This window comes from Methylobacterium aquaticum (genome assembly GCF_016804325.1).
GTDB lineage: Bacteria > Pseudomonadota > Alphaproteobacteria > Rhizobiales > Beijerinckiaceae > Methylobacterium > Methylobacterium aquaticum_C.
The window spans coordinates 4,508,726-4,527,294 of sequence record NZ_CP043627.1 but is presented as its reverse complement, the minus strand read 5'-3'; the positions used below and the strand labels follow the sequence as shown (position 1 = coordinate 4,527,294).

The following is an 18,569-nucleotide window of genomic DNA, read 5'->3' as shown; positions in this document are numbered from 1 at the left end:
TGCCGCAGGACGCTCGGAAATCCTCCGGCATGGCGAAGATCGTCGCTCTCCACTATTTCTCGGTCGTCACCCGCTGCACGTCGCTGCGCGACGCCGCCACCCAGCTCGACATCCATCCCAACGTGCTGGCGCGGCACATCTCGCAGCTCGAATACTACATGAACGCGCCGCTGCTCGAGCGCGGGCCGCTCGGCATCCGGCTGACCGCGGCGGGGGAATTGCTCGCCGCCAAGCTCGACCGGACGATCAACGAGCTCGACCACGTCGTTCGGCTGATCGACGACCTGAAGGGCCTGCGCGGCGGCCTCGTCGGCGTCCATGCGGCGGAGGGCGTCGCCTCGGCGATCCTGGTGCCGGTGCTCGCCGCCTTCGCGACCCGTCACCCGCATGTCCGCGCCCGCCTGCGCACCGGGACCGCCAAGGATGCGGTGCGGGCGATCGAGGATGCGTCCTGCGACCTCGCCCTCACCTTCTTCGCCCCTGCCTCCGACGCGATCGCGGTGGTCAAACGGGTGCGGCTGCCGCAATTCATCATCGCGCCCCCGGGCCACCCGGTGACGCACGAAGGCGGCGCGACCTGCGCCAGGCTGGAGACCTACCGCTGGGTGCTGCCGGGCCCGGACTTCGGCGTGCGCACCTTCCTCGACCGGGCGGCCGCGGAGGCCGGGTGCCGGATCGTGCCGACCTTCGAGGCCGCCTCCCTCGATCTCCAGCGCACGCTGATCGGGCAGGCCGGCGCCCTCGGGGTGCTGCCGCGCGTGACCGTGGCCGAGGAGATCGCGGCCGGCACGATGGTGGCGGTGCCCTTTCCCGCCACGATGCCGGTCGAGACCTCCCTCGACCTCTGCGTCCCGGCCGACCGGCAGCCGAGCTATGCCGCCGAGCGGTTGCGCCGGGAGCTGGAGGCCGCCCTGCTCCGGGTTCAGGCCTGAACCGGCCGGGGTGCCACGAAAAGCGGTGCACCCCTCCCCCGATTTCGTCGTAGTCAGCTTAGGCTCTCTCCCGCATCCTGCGACGGTCTGCGGCGGCCTGGTCTGTGCAAGACCTGCGCGGCTTCAGCCTCTGCTGTTCCGAGACTTGAACCGAGCCGAGTTCTTCGGCGCAACCGATCGGCTTCGGCTGTTGCGGCCGGGCTGGTCTGCCGATTGCATGGCTCGCCCCGCGGACCTTCTGCCCCGCACCCGATCGCGTCGCCGGACGGCGACATGGCGAGGAGACAACTTGATGGCGTTTCGTCGGTCCGTTCTCGGCCTCCTCGCGGCAAGCGCGGTTCTCATCGCCCCCGTGGCCGCACCGGCGCAGACGCTCAAGGCGGTGATGCATTCGGACGTCAAGATCGTCGATCCGATCTGGACCACCGCCTACATCGTCCGCAACCACGGCTACATGATCTACGACACGCTGTTCGCGCTCGACGGCAAGGGCGAGGTCAAGCCCCAGATGGTCGATACCTACACGGTGTCGCCCGACAATCTCACCTATACGTTCACCTTGCGCGACGGCTTGACCTGGCACGACGGCAAGCCGGTGACGGCGGAGGATTGCGTCGCCTCGATCAAGCGCTGGTCCGCCCGAGATTCGCTCGGCCAGAAGCTGATGACCTTCGTCGATGCGATGAGCGTCGACGATGCCAAGCGCTTCACCGTCAAGCTCAAGTCGCCGACCGGGCTGCTGCTGTTCGGCCTCGCCAAGCCCTCGTCGAACGTGCCGTTCATGATGCCGAAGCGGGTCGCCGAGACCGACCCGAACCAGCAGATCTCGGATTTCACCGGCTCCGGCCCGTTCGTGATGAAGACCGACGAGTGGAAGCCCGGCGACAAGATCGTCTATACCAAGTTCAAGGACTACAAGCCGCGGGCCGAGCCGGCCTCGGGGCTGGCCGGCGGCAAGGTGGTCAAGGTCGACCGGGTCGAGTGGCTGGCGATCTCGGACCAGCAGCAGGCGGTCAACGCGCTCCTCGCCGGGGAGATCGACCTGATCGAGCAGCCGGCCTACGACCTGATCCCGCTGCTGAAGGGCGATTCGGGCGTCACGCTCGTCGACTACAATCCCCTCGGCCTGCAATACGCGATGCGGCCGAACCACCTGATCAAGCCCTTCGACAACCCGAAGGTGCGCCAGGCCCTGACCTACGCCCTCAACCAGACCGACTTCCTCCAGGCGGTGGTCGGCGATCCCGATTACTACAAGACCTGCAAGGCCCTGTTCGTCTGCGGCTCGCCGCTCGCCACCGACAAGGGCATGGACGGGCTGCTCGAATCCAATTTCGCCAAGTCGAAGCAGTTGCTGAAGGAGGCGGGCTATGACGGCACGCCGATCGTCCTCCTGCACTCGACCGACCTGCCGACCCTGACCAATCTCGGCCCGGTCGCCAAGCAGCTGCTCGAGAAGGGCGGCTTCAAGGTCGATATGCAGTCGTCCGACTGGCAGACCGTGGTGTCGCGCCGGGTGCGCAAGGATCCGGCCGACAAGGGCGGCTGGAACCTGATGAACACCTCCTGGGTCTCGGCCGACATCCTGAACCCGGTGATGTCGAGCTTCATGAACATGAGCTGCGACAAGGCCCCGTTCGGCTGGCCCTGCGATTCCGAGATGGAGAAGTTGCGCGACGACTTCGCCCGCGAGGTCGACCCGGCCAAGCAGAAGGCGATCGCCGAGACCGTGCAGGCGCGCTGGCGCGAGGTCGTGCCTTACGTCCATCTCGGCCAGTTCTACATCCCGATCGCCGCGCGGAAAAACGTCACCGGTATCCTGACCGCCGCGGCGCCGGTATTCTGGAACGTCGAGAAGAAGAAATAAGCCGATGCTCGGCTACGTCCTGCGGCGATTGCTCGCCGCCATCCCGGTCCTGGCGATCGTCGCGGTGCTGGTCTTCCTGATGCTGCGGCTCACCCCCGGCGACCCGGCGGCGGTGATCGCCGGGGACAACGCCTCGAGCGAGCAGATCGCCCAGGTGCGCCAGCAGCTCGGGCTCGACCAGCCCCTGCCGGTGCAGTTCGCGATCTGGATCGGCAATCTGGCGCAAGGCAATCTCGGCGAGTCGTTCTTCTTCAAGAAGAGCATCGGCGAGCTGATCCTCGGGCGGATCGAGCCGACCCTGTCGCTCGCCGCCGCGACGATGCTGATCGCGGTCTGCGTCGCCATCCCGCTCGGGGTCGTGGCGGCCTACCGGCACGGCTCCTGGCTCGACCGGATCGTGATGGGCGTGTCGGTGCTCGGCTTCTCGGTGCCGGTCTTCGTGATCGGCTACCTCATGATCTACGTCTTCTCGATCACGCTCGGCTGGTTCCCGGTCCAGGGCTACCAGCCGCTCTCGGGCGGGCTCGGCGGCTACCTGCACCGGCTGGTCCTGCCGGCGCTGACCCTGTCGGTCGTCTACATCGCGCTCATCGCCCGCATGACCCGGGCGAGCGTGCTGGAAGTCCTGAACGAGGATTACATCCGCACCGCCCGGGCCAAGGGCCAGGTCGAGCGCAAGATCCTGTTCCGCCACGCGCTGAAGAACGCCGCGGTGCCGATCGTCACGGTCGTCGGCATCGGCATCGCGCTCCTCATCGGCGGGGTGGTGGTGACCGAGAGCGTGTTCGCGATTCCCGGCCTCGGCCGCCTCACCGTCGATGCGGTGCTGGCCCGCGACTACCCGACGATCCAGGCGCTGATCCTCATGTTCTCGGGCGTCTACGTCCTCATCAACCTGCTGATCGACCTGACCTACAGCCTGTTCGACCCGAGGATCCGTCATTGAGGTTCGAACCATGAGTGCCGAGCCGACCCTGCTGGCGCCCGCCATCGCGACCCTGCCGCCGCCCCGGACGCTGGCCTCCCGCCTCCTGCGCAACCCCGTCGTGGCCCTCGGATCCGGCTTCCTGCTGCTGATGGCGCTGATCGGCCTGTTCGCGCCGTTCCTCGGCACGCTCGATCCGACGGCGATCAACCCGGCCACCCGCAACCGCCCGCCGGGCTTCGAGCGCACGATCCGGGCCGAGGACGGCTCGGCCACGACTTTCCGCCACCGGATGGGCACCGACAGCCTCGGGCGCGACGTCTACAGCCGTGTCCTCTACGGCGCCCGGGTGTCGCTGATCATCGCCGTCGCGGTGGCGTCGATCGCGCTCTCGGTCGGGCTGCTGCTCGGGCTCGTGGCCGGGTATGTCCGCCCCCTCGACGGGCCGATCATGCGGCTGATGGACGGGCTCATGGCGATCCCCGGCATCCTGCTCGCCATCGCGGTCGTCTCGCTGTTCCGGGCCGGGCTGCCCGCGGTCATCGCGGCGATCGTGGTGCCGGAGATCCCCCGGGTGGTGCGGCTGGTGCGCTCGATCGTGCTGTCGGTGCGCGAGGAGCCTTACGTCGAGGCCGCGATCATGGCCGGCACCCGCCTGCCGCTCCTCATGGCGCGCCACATCCTGCCCAACACCGTCGCGCCCCTGATCGTGCAGGGCACCTTCATCGCCGCCTCGGCGATCCTGGTCGAGGCGGTGCTCTCCTTCCTCGGCATCGGCATCCCGCCGGAGATCCCGAGCTGGGGCAACATCATTGCGGAGGGCCGCAACCTGTTCCGGGTCTATCCCCACAACATCCTGTATCCGGGGATCTTTCTCGGCCTGACGGTGCTCGCCGTGAACATGCTCGGCGACGGCCTGCGCGACACCCTCGATCCGAAGATGACCGGCCGATGACCTCGCCGATGAGCACGACCACGCCCCCCGTCCTCGAGGTCGAGAACCTCGCCATCGCGCTGCCCGGCGGCGGCGACCGGCTCCGCGCCGTCGACGGCGTGTCGTTCACGGTCGCCCCCGGCGAGATCGTCTGCGTCGTCGGCGAATCGGGCTCGGGCAAGTCGGTCACCGCCTTCTCGGTGATGGGGCTGCTCGCGAAGGTCCTGAAACCCGTCGCAGGCGCGATCCGGCTCAACGGCGAGGACGTGCTGACGGCGAGCCCCCAGCGCCTGCGGGCGTTGCGCGGCGACCGGATGGCGATGATCTTCCAGGAGCCGATGACGGCGCTGAACCCGGTGCTCACCGTCGGCGACCAGATCGAGGAGGTGTTGCGCATCCACACCGGTCTCGGCGCGTCGGAGCGCCGGGCCAAGGTGCTGGCGATGCTCGACGCCATGCACCTGCCCGACCCGGAGCGGATGCACGCCTCCTATCCCCACCAGCTCTCCGGCGGCCAGCGCCAGCGGGTGATGATCGCCGCCGCCCTCATCCTCGACCCCGCCCTCCTCATCGCCGACGAGCCGACGACGGCCCTCGACGTCACCACGCAGGCGCAGATCCTCACGCTGATCCGCGAGATGCAGGAGCGCCGCGGCACCGGCGTTCTCTTCATCACCCACGATTTCGGCGTGGTGGCGGAGATCGCCGACCGGGTGGTGGTGATGCAGCACGGCCGCATCGTCGAGCAGGGGCCGGCGGCGCAGGTTCTGGGCAACCCGCAAGCTCCCTACACGAGGATGCTGATCGCCGCCGTGCCGACGATGACGCCCGCAAGGCGCCTGCCGGCGACCGGGGCGCTGGCTTTGGAGACCGCGGGGCTCGCCAAGACCTATCGCAGCGGCGGCCTGTTCAAGAAGACCCGCGAGGTCCATGCCGCCGCCGACGTGGCACTCCGGATTCGGCGCGGCGAGACGGTCGGCATCGTCGGCGAATCGGGTTCGGGCAAGTCCACGGTCGTCCGCTGCATCGCCCGGCTGATCCCCCCGAGCGGCGGGCAGATCATGGTCGGTGACAAGGACATCGCCCGCCTGCCCGAGCGCCGGTTGCGGCCGTTGCGCCAAAGGATCCAGGTGGTGTTCCAGGATCCGTTCCGCTCGCTCAATCCGCGCCGGACGGTGGGCGCCTCGATCGTCGAGGGGCCGGTGAATTTCGGCATGAGCCCCGATGCGGCGATGGCCAAGGCGCGCGAGCTGATGGGCCTCGTCGGCCTCGATCCCGCGGCGCTTGCCCGCTACCCGCACCAGTTCTCCGGCGGCCAGCGCCAGCGCATCGCACTCGCCCGGGCGCTCGCCATGGAGCCCGAGATCCTGATCGCCGACGAGGCGGTCTCGGCCCTCGACGTCTCGGTCCAGCGCCAGGTGCTGGCCCTCCTCGACGACGTGCAGCGGCGCTTCGACCTCGCGATCCTGTTCATCACGCACGACCTGCGGGTGGCGGCGCAGATCTGCGACCGGCTGATCGTGATGCAGCGCGGCCGCATCGTCGAGGAGGGACCCACGGTCGAGGTCTTCGCCCGGCCGAACGCGGCCTATACCCGGGCCTTGATCGAGGCGGCGCCGGGGCGGGAATTCGGGCGGGGGAAGCAGCTTGCCGAAGCGGCGTTGGCCTGATGCAGACGAACAAGGATGAAGCACCTCCCCTCCCCCTTGTGGGGAGGGGTCTGGGGTGGGGGTGGTGCCGGATAGAGCTTTGCGGTGCCTCCTGCACCACCCCCACCCCTTGCCCCTCCCCACAGGGGGGAGGGGAAGCGCCTCGTCTTGAAATGACAGCAAGTCTTCAAGCGTAACAAAAACAGGACCACACCAATGACCCTCGCCATGACCTGGGAGGAATGGGCGCAGCACGATGCCTGCGCGCTCGCCGCGCGGGTGCGCGCCGGGGAGGTGACGGCGGCCGAGCTCGCCGCCCAGGCCGCCGCCGGCGTGGCGCTGACGAACCCGCAGACGAGCGCCGTGATCGAGCTGTTCGATGACGCGATCGCCGACCCGGCGAAGGCCGGCACGAACCTCGACGGCGCCTTCGCGGGCGTGCCGTTCCTGATGAAGGATCTCGGGCCGACCCTGGAGGGCCGGCTCCAGGAGATGGGCTCGCTCCTGATGCGCGGCCACCGCGCCTCGTCGGACAGCCATCTCACGGGCAGGATGCGCCAGGCGGGCCTGAACCTGATCGGCCGCACCACCACGCCGGAATTCGGCGTGTGCAGCTCGGCCGAGAACCCGGCGGTCTACGTCACCCGCAACCCGTGGAACCTCGACTACACCACCTGCGGCTCCTCGGCCGGCTCCGCCGCCGCGGTGGCCTCGGGCGTGGTGCCGATGGCGCACGCCACCGATGGCGGCGGATCGATCCGCATCCCGGCCGGCGTCAACGGCAATCTCGGGCTCAAGCCCTCCCGCGGCGTGTTCTCGATCGCGCCCTACGGGTCGGACCTCACCAGCATCGTGTCGATCCAGGGCTGCCAGTCACGGACCGTGCGCGACACCGCCACCTTCGTCGACCTTTGCCGCGGCGGTGCGCCCGGCGAGTTCATGCCCTACTGGACCGCGCCCGAACCCTACGCCACCCTGATCGCGCGCGATCCGGGCCGCTTGCGCATCGCGCTCTCGCACGAATGGGGCGATTACCGCGCCGTGCCGCAGCACGTCGCCGAGCTGGAGCGGATCGGGCGCTTCCTCGAAGGGCTCGGCCACCATGTCGAGTGGGCGCTGCCGGCGGTCGACATCCGCGCCGCCTTCGAGGCCCAGACCACCTGCTACATCACCAACTTCGCCCAGACCATCAACGGGCTCCTGGCCCTGAAGGGCCTCGAGCGACCGCCCGAGGATCTGGTCGAGCCGATGAACATCCGGATCTGGGAGGCCGGGCGGCACGCGAGCTACACCGAGCGGACGGCGATGCAGGCGACGTTCAACGCTACGGCGCGGGGCTTCGGCGCCTTCCTCGAGGAGTGGGACATCATCCTCACCCCGATCACCGCCCTGCCGACGCCGAGGGTCGGCACCACCGATTACCTGACGATCAGCGACGAACCGTCGGTCCATGCCTGGTTCGAGAACCTGTGGCGCAACTTCGCCTATACGCCGCTCGCCAACCTGTGCGGCCTGCCGGCCCTGTCGATGCCGCTGGCCTGGAACGAGCACGGCCTGCCGCTCGGCATCCAGGCCCAGGCGGCCCAAGGGCGGGACGGGCTCTTGCTGCAACTCGCCGCGCAGGTGGAGCGGGCGATCGACGGCAGGTGGAACGACGGGCGGCGGCCGGGGGTGCATGTGGCGGCGAAGGGCTGAGGCGCAGCATGACGTAGCGAACGAAGACCTGCCTTTTCCCACCCGCGACCTCATCCTGAGGTGTTAGTCGATCGAAGATCGACTAACCTCGAAGGAGGGCTCCAGGGATCGCAGAGACTTCTGGAGCCCTCCTTCGAGGCTCCCGTTGGTCGCACCTCAGGATGAGGTCGTGGGTAGGATGGACCGTCCTGAGCGAGCAGGCATCGCAGCCGCTCCGACGTCGGCCCCAGAATCCACCTCGTCCCAGCTGATCATCAGGAGACCCACCCGTGAAGCTCTTCATCGCCGCACTCGGCACCGAGACCAACACCTTCTCGCCGATCCCGACCGGGCGCGCCGCCTTCCTGGACGACCTCTACGTCGAGACCGGCGCCTCGCATCGCTCGGACCACTGGTTCGCCGGGCCGCTGCGGGTCTGGCGCGAGATGGGCGAGGCTGCCGGCTACGGGATCGTCGAGAGCCTGGCCGCCTTCGCGCCGCCGGGCGGGCCGACGCGCCAGGACGTCTGGGAGGGCTTGCGCGACCGCGTCCTCGGCGACCTCCGCGCCGCCGGCCCGGTCGACATGGTGCTGTTCAACCTCCACGGTGCGATGATCGCCGACGCCCAGGACGATTGCGAGGGCGAGCTCGTCGCCGCCGCGCGGGAGATCGTCGGGAGCAGGGTGACGATCGGCGTCGAGCTCGACCTGCATTGCCACCTGACCGACCGGATCGTCGCGGCCTCCGACGTGCTGCTGACCTACAAGGAATACCCGCATGTCGACGTCGACGACCGGGCGCGCGACCTCTTCCGCCTCTGCGAGGCGGCGCGGGCCGGCCGGATCAAGCCCGTGATCGCGGTCGCCGACTGCCGGATGCTGGCGGTGTGGCGCACGCCCAACCCACCGACCCGCGGCTTCGTCGACCGGATGAGCGCGGCCGAGGGGCGGGACGGCATCCTGTCCCTGTCGCTCGCCCACGGCTTTCCCTGGGCCGACATCCCGGATGTCGGCGCCAAGGTGGTGGCGGTGACGGATGGTCACCGGGATCTCGCCAAGTCCACGGCCGAGGCGCTCGCCCGCGAGCTGTGGGAGAAGCGCGACGCCACCACCGACCGGCTCCTCACCCTCGACGAGGCGGTGGGGGTGGCGCTCTCGCCCCCGGCGGGCGTGACGGTGCTGGCCGACGTCTCCGACAATGCCGGGGCCGGCTCGGCGAGCGATTCGACCTTCCTGCTGCGCGCCCTCGTCGAGGCCGGCGCGACCCGCTGCGCCATCGGCAGCTTCTGGGATCCGGTGGCGGTCCGGCTCTGCCGCGAGGCCGGCGAAGGCGCGAGCTTAGCCCTGCGCATCGGCGGCAAAACCGGGCCGATGTCGGGCGATCCCGTCGACCTGACGGTGCGGGTGCTCGGCATCCGGCCCGACGCGGTCCAGACCTACGGCAACGGCAAGCAGCCGATGGGCGATTGCGTGATGGTCGAGGCGCGGGGGCCTGCACATCGTGCTCAATGCCCTGCGCACCCAGGTCTTCCAGCCGAGCGTGTTCGAGCAGTTCGGCGTGGCGTTGGGCGATTACGCCACCGTCTTCGTGAAGTCGGCGCAGCACTTCAATGCCGGCTTCGCCCCGCGGGCCGACCGCATCCTCCACGTCGCCGTGCCGGGCAGCGCCAATCCCGATTTCGCCCGCCTGCACCTGCCGAAGGCGAGCCGTCCGCTCTGGCCGATCGTCGCCGACCCGTTCCCGGTCTGACCGGATCACGGGATACCCTGCCCTCTTGCCTCATCCTTAGAGCCTGTTTGAGCAGGATTTCTACCCAATATTTGAGTTGGACGGGATCATCCTACCCGCTAACCTCATCCTGAGGTGCGAACGAAGTGAGCCTCGAAGGAGGGCTCCAGGGATCGCCGAGGCTTCTGGAGCCCTCCTTCGAGGTCAGTCGATCTGCGATCGACTAACACCTCAGGATGAGGTTAGAGGGTAGGATATTTCCTGATTCCTCTCAGTTTTTGTCAAATCACTCTGCTCAAACAGGCTCTTAGGCGGGAGGGCCGGACATTCCGGTCACCGCGCGACCCGAGGGGACATCCCGCGCGAACGGGTCCCGGCATCGTGGGCGGGAGGGACGAGGCGGATCCGTCGAAAGGGACCGTCCAGCCCGTTCCGGGGCGGAGGCTCACCCCGCGTCGACGCCGATTCGCACGCCGCCCGCCTTCAGGGTGGCGACGAGCCGTTCCAGCCGGGACCGGACATGGCACCGGATGTCCTCCCCGGATCGGTCCGTCGCGCTCTCCGTGAAGTCGACCATGCGCCGTGCTGGAACCGTCATCGCATCGACCCTTCTCGATACAGGGCAAGCCTCACGTCTACGCCACCGATACAGCACGGAAAGACATCGAACCCATCGGAACGATGCATGGTCGGGTCATCCGGGGAGGGGGAAAGCTCGATCGTCCGCCGTTCACCTCGCAGAGTGGCGGAGGTTTGTTGCGCCAGTATTACGTGCGGGATCGCCGAACGATCCGGGCGCGTCGGCGCCCCATCTCCGTTCGGACGAGGGGCGACGAGCCGCCTGATCCTGGCACGGGTGAGGCGCCGGCTGCCGCGGGGCCTGTCGTTCGGGCGTCGGAAGAACCGTCACGCCGCCCGGGCAGGCTTTCGTGACGGTCGCAGGCGCGGGTTTCCGCCTCTCCCCGCCCCGATACGGGTCAGCGCTCCAACGCCACCAGCCGCCCGCCCGCGTCCATCCGGCAACGGACCCACTCGCCGTTGGCGAGGCTGCATCCGGTGACCGCCATGATGAACCCCCAGTGGCACACGACCAGGGTGTGGGCCCAGTCGGGATCGCTCTCCATCCCGGCCCGGAAGGAGGCGGTGCGCGCCTCGAACAGGTGATCCGGCTCGTGGTCCGCCTCGTCCTCGGGCTCCCGCCACCAGACCTCGTCCAGGTGGTCCAGGTCGAGATGGGGCCAGGCGCGGGCAAGCTCGGTGCGGCAGGTGCCGATGTCGCAGCTCGCGCCCCGGCGCTCCCGCACCGCCGACGTGACCAGGACCGGCAGGTCCAGGCGGGAGGCGACCGGGGCGGCGGTCTGGAGCGCGCGGGTCAGCGGCGAGCAGAGGATGCGCCGCATCCCCTCTCCCGCCAGGGCGCGGGAGGCGGCCTCCGCCTGCTCGTGGCCGAGCGGCGTGAGCGGCGCATCGACGATGCCGGGATCCATGCCGGTGGCGTGGAAGTGAAGGTTGAATTGGCTCTGGCCATGGCGAAGCAGGATCATGGCGGGGAAGGTAGGGCGCCGGCGCGATCCGGGCTCGCGACGCGCCGCCGCGCCGCGAGGGGCCGGCGAGACCGCGCGACCTTCGCCCGCTTCCCTTCCCGCTCCTCGGCACCCGCGCGCAGGTGCCGCCCGGCAGGGCCCTGACGCGCCCCGTCCTTCGCCTGGACTGCCCGCCGCCCAGCGCGGATGGACGGTCGTGCTCGCGCAGGCTTCGCCCTCACGGCGCCACCGCCCGATCCGGCGCCTCCGCCCCGTCCCCCGCCACTCCCGGGCTCATCAGCCCCCGCAGGGTCGCCGCGAGATCGGCCATGCCGAGGCCGGCCTTGGGCAGGATGCGGTCGGCCTGGCCGGCGAGGCGGCGGCGGTCCTCCGCGGTGACGTCCTTGGCGGTGAGCACGACGACCGGGATGTCGCGCCATTCCGGACGGTCGCGTAAAGACCGCAGGAAGCCGAACCCGTCCAGTTCCGGCATCATCAGGTCGAGGAGGATCAGGCCGGGCTTGCGCACCCCGACCGCCTCCAGGCCGGCGAGCCCGTTCTCGGCCGTTGCTACCCGCCAGCCCTCGCGGGTCAGCATGGTGGTCATGCGCTCGCGCACGTCGGGGTCGTCGTCGACCACCAGGACCGGGCCTTCGTGGATGGCGGGCCGGAAGCGCTCCATCGCCTCCTTGAGCGCCCCCCACTCGACCGGCTTGTGCAGGTAGTCGGTGGCGCCGAGGGAGAAGGCGAGGTTCTGCTCGTCGAGCACCGTGACCATGATGACCGGCGTCGCACCGAAATCCGGGTCGGCGCGCAGCGCCCGCAACACCGCCCAGCCATCCATCCGCGGCATCGTCACGTCGAGGAGGACGACGCGGGGGCGCAGGAGCCGCGCCTGCTCCAGCCCGGCCCGGCCGTCGGCGGCGATGGCGACCGTGAACCCGTCCCGGCGCAGGAAGCGGGCGAGAAGGTCGCGGGTCGCCGGGTCGTCGTCGACGACGAGGACGAGGTTGGAGCCGGTATCGGGCGGTGCGCCCGCGCTTGCCGGTGCCTCGGGCGCGAGCGCGCCGGCGGGCTCGGCCGGGGCGCGCTCCTCGTAGAGCGCCGGCAGCTCCAGGGTGAAGGTGGTGCCCTCCCCGAGCCGGCTCTGAACGGAGATCTCGCCGCCGAGCATCTGCGCGAAGGCCCGGGTGATGGCGAGCCCGAGCCCGGTGCCGCCGAAGCGGCGGGTGGTCGAGGCATCGGCCTGGGTGAAGCGCTGGAACAGCCGGGCCTGCTGCTCCTCGCTCATGCCGATGCCGGTGTCGGTGACGGTGAACCGCAGCCGGTCGCCGCCCTCGCGATGCTCGCGTTCGGCGCGCAGCGTGATCGTGCCGCCCTCGGTGAACTTGGCGGCGTTGCTCAGGAGGTTGATCAGGCACTGCCGCAGCTTCGTCGCGTCGGTATGCGCCCGGCCGAGATCGTCGCCGAGACCGAGGCTCAACGCGTTGCCCTTCTTCACCACCAGGGCGTCGACCGTGGTGGCGACCTCCCGGACGGTCTCGGCGACGTCGATATCCTCGGCGAAGACCTCCATCCGCTCGGCCTCGATCTTCGAGAGGTCGAGCACGTCGTTGATGAGGCCGAGCAGGTGGCGGGCATTCGCCTCGATCTTGCGCATGTCGGCGAGCAGGCTCTCCTCGCCGAGATCCTCCATCTCCTCCTGCAGCATCTCCGAATAGCCGATCACCGCGGAGAGCGGGGTGCGCAGTTCGTGGCTCATGTTGGCGAGGAACTGGCTCTTGGCGCGGTTGGCCTCCTCGGCGGCCTCCTTGGCCGCCTCCAGCGCCAGCTCGGCCTCCCGGCGGGCGGTGACGTCGGCATGCGCCCCGACCCATTCGCGCACCCGGCCATCCTCCTCCAGGATCGGGACGGCGCGGCCCTCCATGTGGCGCCAGACGCCGTCATGGCGGCGCAACCGGTGCTCGATGGCGTAGAGCGTGCGCGAGGCCACCGCCCGCTCCCAGGCATCCCGGGTCGCCTCCCGGTCGTCGGGGTGGATCGCCTCCAGGAAGCCGTGGCCGGCGGCCTCGGCCGGCGCCTGGCCGGTGAAGCGGGTCCATTCCGAAGCGGCCTGGCGGAAGGCGCCGTCCGGCGTGGTGGTCCAGACGATGGCCGAGGTGGCTTCGGTGAGCGAGCGGAACCGCTCCTCGCTGTCGACGAGGCGCCGCTCGGCGAGTTTGCCCAAGGTCACGTCGTTCATCACGATGCCGACGCCGTCGGCCCGCTCGCCCTCGGGGCCCTTGCCGCGGCGGCGCAAGGGGAAGAAGCTCGCCTCGAAATGGCGGATCCCGCCCGGCGCGCTCGGGGCCGGCACCGCGACCGCGACATTGGCGGTGACGAGCCCGTTGTCGCGGGCGGCCGCCAGCTTCGGCCCGAGTTCGTCGCGCAGGGACGGCAGCAGCGCCCAGATCGGCGCGCCGAGATCGGCGCCGAAGCCGCGCTCGCTCATGTTGCCGAGCGCCCGGTTCATGTGCTGGAGGTTGAGATCGCGGTCGAGGAAGCCGAGGCCGACCGGCGCGTTCTCCAGGACGCTCTCGAGCAGGTCGGCCATGCGCTGGCTCTCGCGGCGGCGCACCAGGGCGAGCCGCGCCAGGAGACCGACGGCGGCGAGCGCGGCGGCGAGCGTCACGAGGGACAGGAGCGGCGAGCGCACGGCCTCGGCCTTCGCGAGGCGGCGCAGCTCGGTGGCCGCCCGGTCCTGGACCTCCCGCGTCGTCTCGCGCACCGCATCCATGACGCGCTTGCCCTCCCCGGTCTGGATCAGGGCGAGGGCGGCCTCCTGGCCGCCGGTCCGGCGCGCGGCGACGACGCGGGCGGCGTAGTCCCTCTCGGCCGCGATCACGCCCCGGCGGCGCTCGCGCACCCCCCAGTCGGGGGTGACGGCGTCGATGGCGGCGAGCTCGCCGTCGATCCGGGCGAGCGCCGCCTCGTAGGGCTGGAGGTAATCCTCGCGGCCGGTGAGCACGTAGCCGCGCTGGCCGGTCTCGAGGTCCTTCATGCTCGACAGGACGTGCTCGCTCAGCGCCATCACGCGCCCCAGCCGCTCGGCCTCGGCCCGGCTGCGGGTGCCCGCGGCATAGTTCCAGCCGCCGGCCGCCACCGCGACGGCGAGGAGGAGGAAGGCCAGCGGCGAACCCGGCAGGCGCCGTCCGGGGGCGAGGAAGCGCCAGCGTTGCGTGGAGGCGGTCTTGCTGCTCATGTCACCGTGCTCTCGCGGGCCTCGAGGCGGGCGCCGCGTCGTCCTCATCTCGATCATGAAACGCCCGACCGCCGGCATCGCCCCGTGGTGCGGGCGCCGGTTCGGCGGAATTTTCAAGGAGCGATCGAGGCCCTCGCTCGCACGCCGGACGGATGCCCATTCGGTCGATGGCTCAACCCGCCTGCCGACGCCCCTCCCCCTCGTCCAGAACCCTTCTTCGCGTCTCCGGCAGCATCCACGCCGCCACCGTTCCCACGAGGCTGAAGGCGGCGAGGTAGTAGGCCGGCGCCATCCGGTCGCCGGTCGTGGCGATCAGCCAGTTGATGACGTAGTTGGTGCTGCCCCCGAACACCGAGACCGCGAGCGCGTAGACGATGGCGAGGCCCGAGCTGCGCACCGCGCGCGGCAGGGATTCCGGGATGCCGACGATGATCGCCGCCGCGTTGATCGAGGACAGGGCCGAGAGCAGGAAGGTCACGGCGTAGACGGCGAGCGGCCCCGGCAAATGCAGGAGCCAGGCGAAGGCCGGGACCGCCAGCAGCAGGATCAGGGCGCGGGGCCAGATCATCACCGGGCGGCGGCCGTAGCGGTCGGCGAGGTACCCGCCCAGCAGGGGAAAGACGACCGAGGCGAGGCCGAGGGCGATCGGCACCGCGGTCGCGACCGTCTCGGACAGGCCCAGGGTCGCGCCGGCATAGACCGGCATGTTGGTGCCGACGGCGTTCGAGACCGTCGAGGCGGCGATGACCAGGAAGGTCAGCCCGAGCAGGCGCCCGTGCTCGCGAAGCAACCGGCCGATCACCGCCCCGGTCGAGGACGCGGCGTCCGGGTCCTTCGCGACACCGCCGGTCTCCGGCAGGTGGCTGCGGATGACGAGGCCGACCGGCACGACGGCGAGGCCGACCAGGAACATCACCCGCCAGCCCCATTCCGCCATGGCGGCATCGCCGATCGTCAGCGCGAGCGCCGTCGCCAGCAGGCCGGCGAAGAGTGCCGCGCAACCCTGGCTGGCGATCTGCCAGCTGGTGACGAAGCCGCGGTGCTTGGGCGGCGCGGCTTCCAGCAGGTAGGCGGTCGAGGGGCCGACCTCGCCGCCGAGCGCCAGGCCCTGGATCAGCCGGCCGGCGATGACGATCGCCTGCGCCCATCCGCCGATCTGGGCGTAACCCGGGCAGGCGGCGAGCATCAGCATGCCGAGCGCCATCAGCGCGATGGTGACGAGCATGGCGGGCTTGCGCCCCGACCGATCCGCCAGGGCCCCGATCAGGACGCCGCCGATCGGCCGCATGACGTAGCCGACGCCGAACAGGGCGAGCGACGCGAGCAGGCTGTGGCTCGCATCGGAGGCCGGAAAGAACGCCTCGCCGATCGCCTTGGCGAAGAAGGCGTAGACGGTGAAGTCGTAGAATTCGAGGGCGTTGCCGAGCACCACGGCGCCGACCGCCTTGCGGTCGAGGCCGGGACGGTCTGCGGGACCCAAGTCGCGCGCGTCCATGCCGGGCGTCAGCGGCCCGGTTCGCGCTTGATGCCGCCGGTCACGGGCTCCGCGCCCGCCGCCACGGCCTCGTCGTAGCCGGAAAGCCAGAGCTCCCGCGCCTCGGTGCCCTCGGCATAGGGGCAGGCCTCGCGGGCGAGGCCCTTCTCGGGGGCGGCGCGGCCGAGGGCGTGGGCGTCGAGGTTGTCGGGCGGGGATTGCATCGGGTCGGCCGGGCTCCTGTCGGGCGCTTCTGTGTGCTTCGTACGGTCCGTCGGCGCATTTGCAGCCGGCGCATGGCCTCTGCGCGATCCAATCGCCTCCGGCTCTCGCGGTTCCCCCTTGGCCGTGATGCCGTCATCGCGATTCAAGCCCTTGACGTCCGGAGGTTCCTCCACCGCCTTTCGGCTCCGGAACAGACGAGCGTCGTCGCGTTTGCAAGACTTGACAGTAAATCTTGTTCCGGCTTTCATGGCAAAATATACCGCGGGAATAGAACGCCATTTCGGCTGGCAACCTGTGCATCGACGCAGATGTGATGGCCATGGAGATTGAAATGACCGAAAAACTGCAAATTTCATCCGGCCAAGTCTCAAGGATTTCTGATAATGACTTTGGATACATATATATAAAAGACGCCGCACAAACGATATCGTTCGTGTCGGCAGACGTTTCGGGGCATGCCGGAAGAAATTTCGGTGAGATGGGTATCAGGGTCGGCGATCAAGTTCACATCCGTGAATCGGACGGCAATCACATCATCACGGTTTCAGACCGCCAAGCTCCTGCCGTTGCACGGGCATCAAGCATCTTCGATTTTTTTCGCAAAGAACACTCGTCCATGCATGCAGATCGGGATCCGCCGGACGCGGACGACGAGGCCGCCGAAAATCTTCAGGCCGAAATCAAAAGCGGCTTACAGAGCCTTCTGCATCTGGATCCGGGCTACGCCGCCAGCGACAGCATCAATATACCTCACGCCTTACCGATCAAAACTCGAAAATTTGGCAAGGTTTTGAATACATCCGGTCTCCTCCCGGGGGACTTGCTATTATCCAGCGCAACCGTGCCGACGGGTATTTCGGAAAAGATCTATCGCGTTCAGCATCAAGGAGGCTATGTGCCGCTCGATGCGATCTGGACTCATGCAGCCATGTATCTTGGCGACGGCGAGAACGTCGTCGAAGCCGATTACGAGAGTCATCTCAAGGGCGGAACGGTCAAAATATCGAGCATCTATGATTATTGTCAAGGTGATTATCGGCTCAGATTTCGCCGACCAAAGCATCTGTCGAGCGATGTCGAGAGATGGAAACTTTGCATCAATGCACTCAGGAAGCTGAGAGAATCATACGATATCATGGCGGCTGCGAAAATATGGTATGAGGTGACATTTGGAGGCAAAAATTTTCATGATGACGGCGACCGCCACCCGGTAAGCGATGCGGTCCTCTGCTCGACCCTGTATGCAGATGCCTATAATAGAGCGACACGTCGGACGTTGGGAGAGGTGAGCGGCATCTGTGTTCCTGCTTGGCTGAACAGATCGAATGACTTCGATGATATCGCGGTCGGCTGGCTGAGCATCAGGAGCTGAGCGCAATATCGACAACCTTCGAAATCAGCGCGAGAAGGATCATGCCGCGACTCTTGATCGTTACATCGAACTCAAAGGATGAGCCGCTTCGACTTCAGGAAGAGGTTCGGAACATCCAGGAGGTCGTTGGATCGGGTTCCAATTTCTTGATCCGTCACTCGCCGGAGACACGCGCGAAGGATCGTATCGATATTCTTGTGACGGACCCGCCCGACATCTTGCATTTTGCAGGCCACGGACTGAAATTCGGGGATGTTGGTATTTCCCTGACAGGGGACGATCAAGCAACTGCCGTCCTGACGGCAAAAGATTTTGCAAAAATTCTCAGTAACATCGCGCGCCGTCCGCAAGTGGTATTTCTCAATGCATGCTACTCTGCAAATTTGTCAGATGCAATACTGCCATTCATCGACGCCGTCATAGGAGCGGATAGCGAGATACAGGATCAGGCGGCAATCAGATTTTCTACGAGATTTTATTCGGCGCTCGCGAACTCATGCACTCTGGGCGCCGCTTTCTCGCTGGCCCAAATCGAGCTAAAAGTTTCCGGATATGACGAAAGCCAAATCAAGCTGCACATGAACTCGCCCGCGACCGCGACCCGTCTCATTTTTTATGCGCGGCCCGAATTGATGGCGAAATTCTGCGACAAGGAAGACGGCGGCCTCGATGTAACGAACGGGCATTACAACATCGTGCTGTACGTCAGAGGCGCCGATCAGAATGTAGGCTCTGTATCGTACGAAATCTGTGACAAATCATATCGACGCAAGGATCGATATTGGGAAGTCGCTCGATCAGAAAGTCCTATTTTCATGGTTGATGATTTCAGCTCTACCGGGGAAATAACGATCAGGATCGTTGCCTGGGCCAGAACGAACGGCACGGGCGTTGAATCCACGCTCAGCGAGGCGCTGCACAGGCATTACAGCAATGAGCCGCCGAGAGACGATATTTCGGAGGCGATCAATATCATAAGATCGAAATAATATCGATATTCTGCTATAAAAGCCATCGAGAACGTC

General features: G+C 68.1%; 14 protein-coding genes. 9 read left to right on the top strand and 5 right to left on the bottom strand.

Annotated features, from left to right (window positions below; genetic code table 11):
- Nucleotides 1-29: 29 nt before the first annotated feature.
- From F1D61_RS20650 to F1D61_RS20620, 7 genes are all read left to right on the top strand, one after another.
- Nucleotides 30-932: a LysR family transcriptional regulator gene (locus F1D61_RS20650; RefSeq protein ID WP_203153700.1), complete on the top strand. Its 903-nt coding sequence runs from the start codon at nt 30-32 to the stop codon at nt 930-932.
- 292 nt (nt 933-1,224) lie between these two features.
- Entirely contained in the window at nt 1,225-2,799 is a 1,575-nt protein-coding gene (locus F1D61_RS20645; RefSeq protein ID WP_203153698.1) for an ABC transporter substrate-binding protein, read from the top strand.
- A 4-nt stretch (nt 2,800-2,803) separates the two neighbouring features.
- Nucleotides 2,804-3,745 (top strand): ABC transporter permease, encoded by a 942-nt coding sequence (locus F1D61_RS20640; RefSeq protein ID WP_203153696.1) that lies wholly within the window; start codon nt 2,804-2,806, stop codon nt 3,743-3,745.
- A 10-nt stretch (nt 3,746-3,755) separates the two neighbouring features.
- Nucleotides 3,756-4,679 carry an ABC transporter permease gene (locus F1D61_RS20635; protein WP_203153694.1) on the top strand — a complete coding sequence of 308 codons (924 nt, stop codon included), beginning with the start codon at nt 3,756-3,758 and terminating at the stop codon, nt 4,677-4,679.
- Nucleotides 4,680-4,687: 8 nt separating this feature from the next.
- Nucleotides 4,688-6,328: an ABC transporter ATP-binding protein gene (locus tag F1D61_RS20630; protein WP_246775441.1), complete on the top strand. Its 1,641-nt coding sequence runs from the start codon at nt 4,688-4,690 to the stop codon at nt 6,326-6,328.
- Nucleotides 6,329-6,523: 195 nt separating this feature from the next.
- On the top strand, nt 6,524-8,002 hold the full coding sequence (locus F1D61_RS20625) for an amidase (protein ID WP_203153690.1): 1,479 nt from the start codon (nt 6,524-6,526) through the stop codon (nt 8,000-8,002).
- Nucleotides 8,003-8,271: 269 nt separating this feature from the next.
- The gene (locus F1D61_RS20620; RefSeq protein ID WP_432443158.1) at nt 8,272-9,843 is read left to right on the top strand and encodes a M81 family metallopeptidase; all 1,572 of its coding nucleotides are present in this window, start codon (nt 8,272-8,274) and stop codon (nt 9,841-9,843) included.
- Nucleotides 9,844-10,154: 311 nt separating this feature from the next.
- Here F1D61_RS20620 and F1D61_RS20615 read toward each other — a convergent pair whose 3' ends face one another.
- The 5 genes from F1D61_RS20615 to F1D61_RS20595 form a co-directional block, all read right to left on the bottom strand.
- On the bottom strand, nt 10,155-10,307 hold the full coding sequence (locus F1D61_RS20615; RefSeq protein ID WP_203153688.1) for a hypothetical protein: 153 nt from the start codon (nt 10,305-10,307) through the stop codon (nt 10,155-10,157).
- A 379-nt stretch (nt 10,308-10,686) separates the two neighbouring features.
- Complete coding sequence (locus F1D61_RS20610; protein ID WP_203153686.1) at nt 10,687-11,253, bottom strand: histidine phosphatase family protein; 567 nt, start codon at nt 11,251-11,253, stop codon at nt 10,687-10,689.
- 217 nt (nt 11,254-11,470) lie between these two features.
- Entirely contained in the window at nt 11,471-14,473 is a 3,003-nt protein-coding gene (locus F1D61_RS20605; RefSeq protein ID WP_203153684.1) for a response regulator, read from the bottom strand.
- A 172-nt stretch (nt 14,474-14,645) separates the two neighbouring features.
- Complete coding sequence (locus F1D61_RS20600) at nt 14,646-15,953, bottom strand: MFS transporter (RefSeq protein WP_246775440.1); 1,308 nt, start codon at nt 15,951-15,953, stop codon at nt 14,646-14,648.
- A 23-nt stretch (nt 15,954-15,976) separates the two neighbouring features.
- Nucleotides 15,977-16,171 (bottom strand): ribosome modulation factor, encoded by a 195-nt coding sequence (locus F1D61_RS20595; protein WP_203153680.1) that lies wholly within the window; start codon nt 16,169-16,171, stop codon nt 15,977-15,979.
- Nucleotides 16,172-16,485: 314 nt separating this feature from the next.
- Here F1D61_RS20595 and F1D61_RS20590 point away from each other — a divergent pair, with 314 nt between their 5' ends.
- Nucleotides 16,486-17,544 (top strand): hypothetical protein, encoded by a 1,059-nt coding sequence (locus tag F1D61_RS20590; protein WP_203153678.1) that lies wholly within the window; start codon nt 16,486-16,488, stop codon nt 17,542-17,544.
- 41 nt (nt 17,545-17,585) lie between these two features.
- The gene (locus F1D61_RS20585; RefSeq protein WP_203153676.1) at nt 17,586-18,533 is read left to right on the top strand and encodes a CHAT domain-containing protein; all 948 of its coding nucleotides are present in this window, start codon (nt 17,586-17,588) and stop codon (nt 18,531-18,533) included.
- The last annotated feature ends 36 nt before the right edge of the window (nt 18,534-18,569 follow it).

What these genes read in the sequence shown, in the direction of transcription:
- F1D61_RS20650 (WP_203153700.1), top strand. Translation starts at nt 30, where the DNA reads ATGGCGAAGATCGTCGCTCTCCACTATTTCTCGGTCGTCACCCGCTGC.
- F1D61_RS20645 (WP_203153698.1), top strand. Translation starts at nt 1,225, where the DNA reads ATGGCGTTTCGTCGGTCCGTTCTCGGCCTCCTCGCGGCAAGCGCGGTT.
- F1D61_RS20640 (WP_203153696.1), top strand. Translation starts at nt 2,804, where the DNA reads ATGCTCGGCTACGTCCTGCGGCGATTGCTCGCCGCCATCCCGGTCCTG.
- F1D61_RS20635 (WP_203153694.1), top strand. Translation starts at nt 3,756, where the DNA reads ATGAGTGCCGAGCCGACCCTGCTGGCGCCCGCCATCGCGACCCTGCCG.
- F1D61_RS20630 (WP_246775441.1), top strand. Translation starts at nt 4,688, where the DNA reads ATGAGCACGACCACGCCCCCCGTCCTCGAGGTCGAGAACCTCGCCATC.
- F1D61_RS20625 (WP_203153690.1), top strand. Translation starts at nt 6,524, where the DNA reads ATGACCCTCGCCATGACCTGGGAGGAATGGGCGCAGCACGATGCCTGC.
- F1D61_RS20615 (WP_203153688.1), bottom strand. Translation starts at nt 10,307, where the DNA reads ATGACGGTTCCAGCACGGCGCATGGTCGACTTCACGGAGAGCGCGACG.
- F1D61_RS20610 (WP_203153686.1), bottom strand. Translation starts at nt 11,253, where the DNA reads ATGATCCTGCTTCGCCATGGCCAGAGCCAATTCAACCTTCACTTCCAC.
- F1D61_RS20605 (WP_203153684.1), bottom strand. Translation starts at nt 14,473, where the DNA reads ATGAGCAGCAAGACCGCCTCCACGCAACGCTGGCGCTTCCTCGCCCCC.
- F1D61_RS20595 (WP_203153680.1), bottom strand. Translation starts at nt 16,171, where the DNA reads ATGCAATCCCCGCCCGACAACCTCGACGCCCACGCCCTCGGCCGCGCC.
- F1D61_RS20590 (WP_203153678.1), top strand. Translation starts at nt 16,486, where the DNA reads ATGGCCATGGAGATTGAAATGACCGAAAAACTGCAAATTTCATCCGGC.
- F1D61_RS20585 (WP_203153676.1), top strand. Translation starts at nt 17,586, where the DNA reads ATGCCGCGACTCTTGATCGTTACATCGAACTCAAAGGATGAGCCGCTT.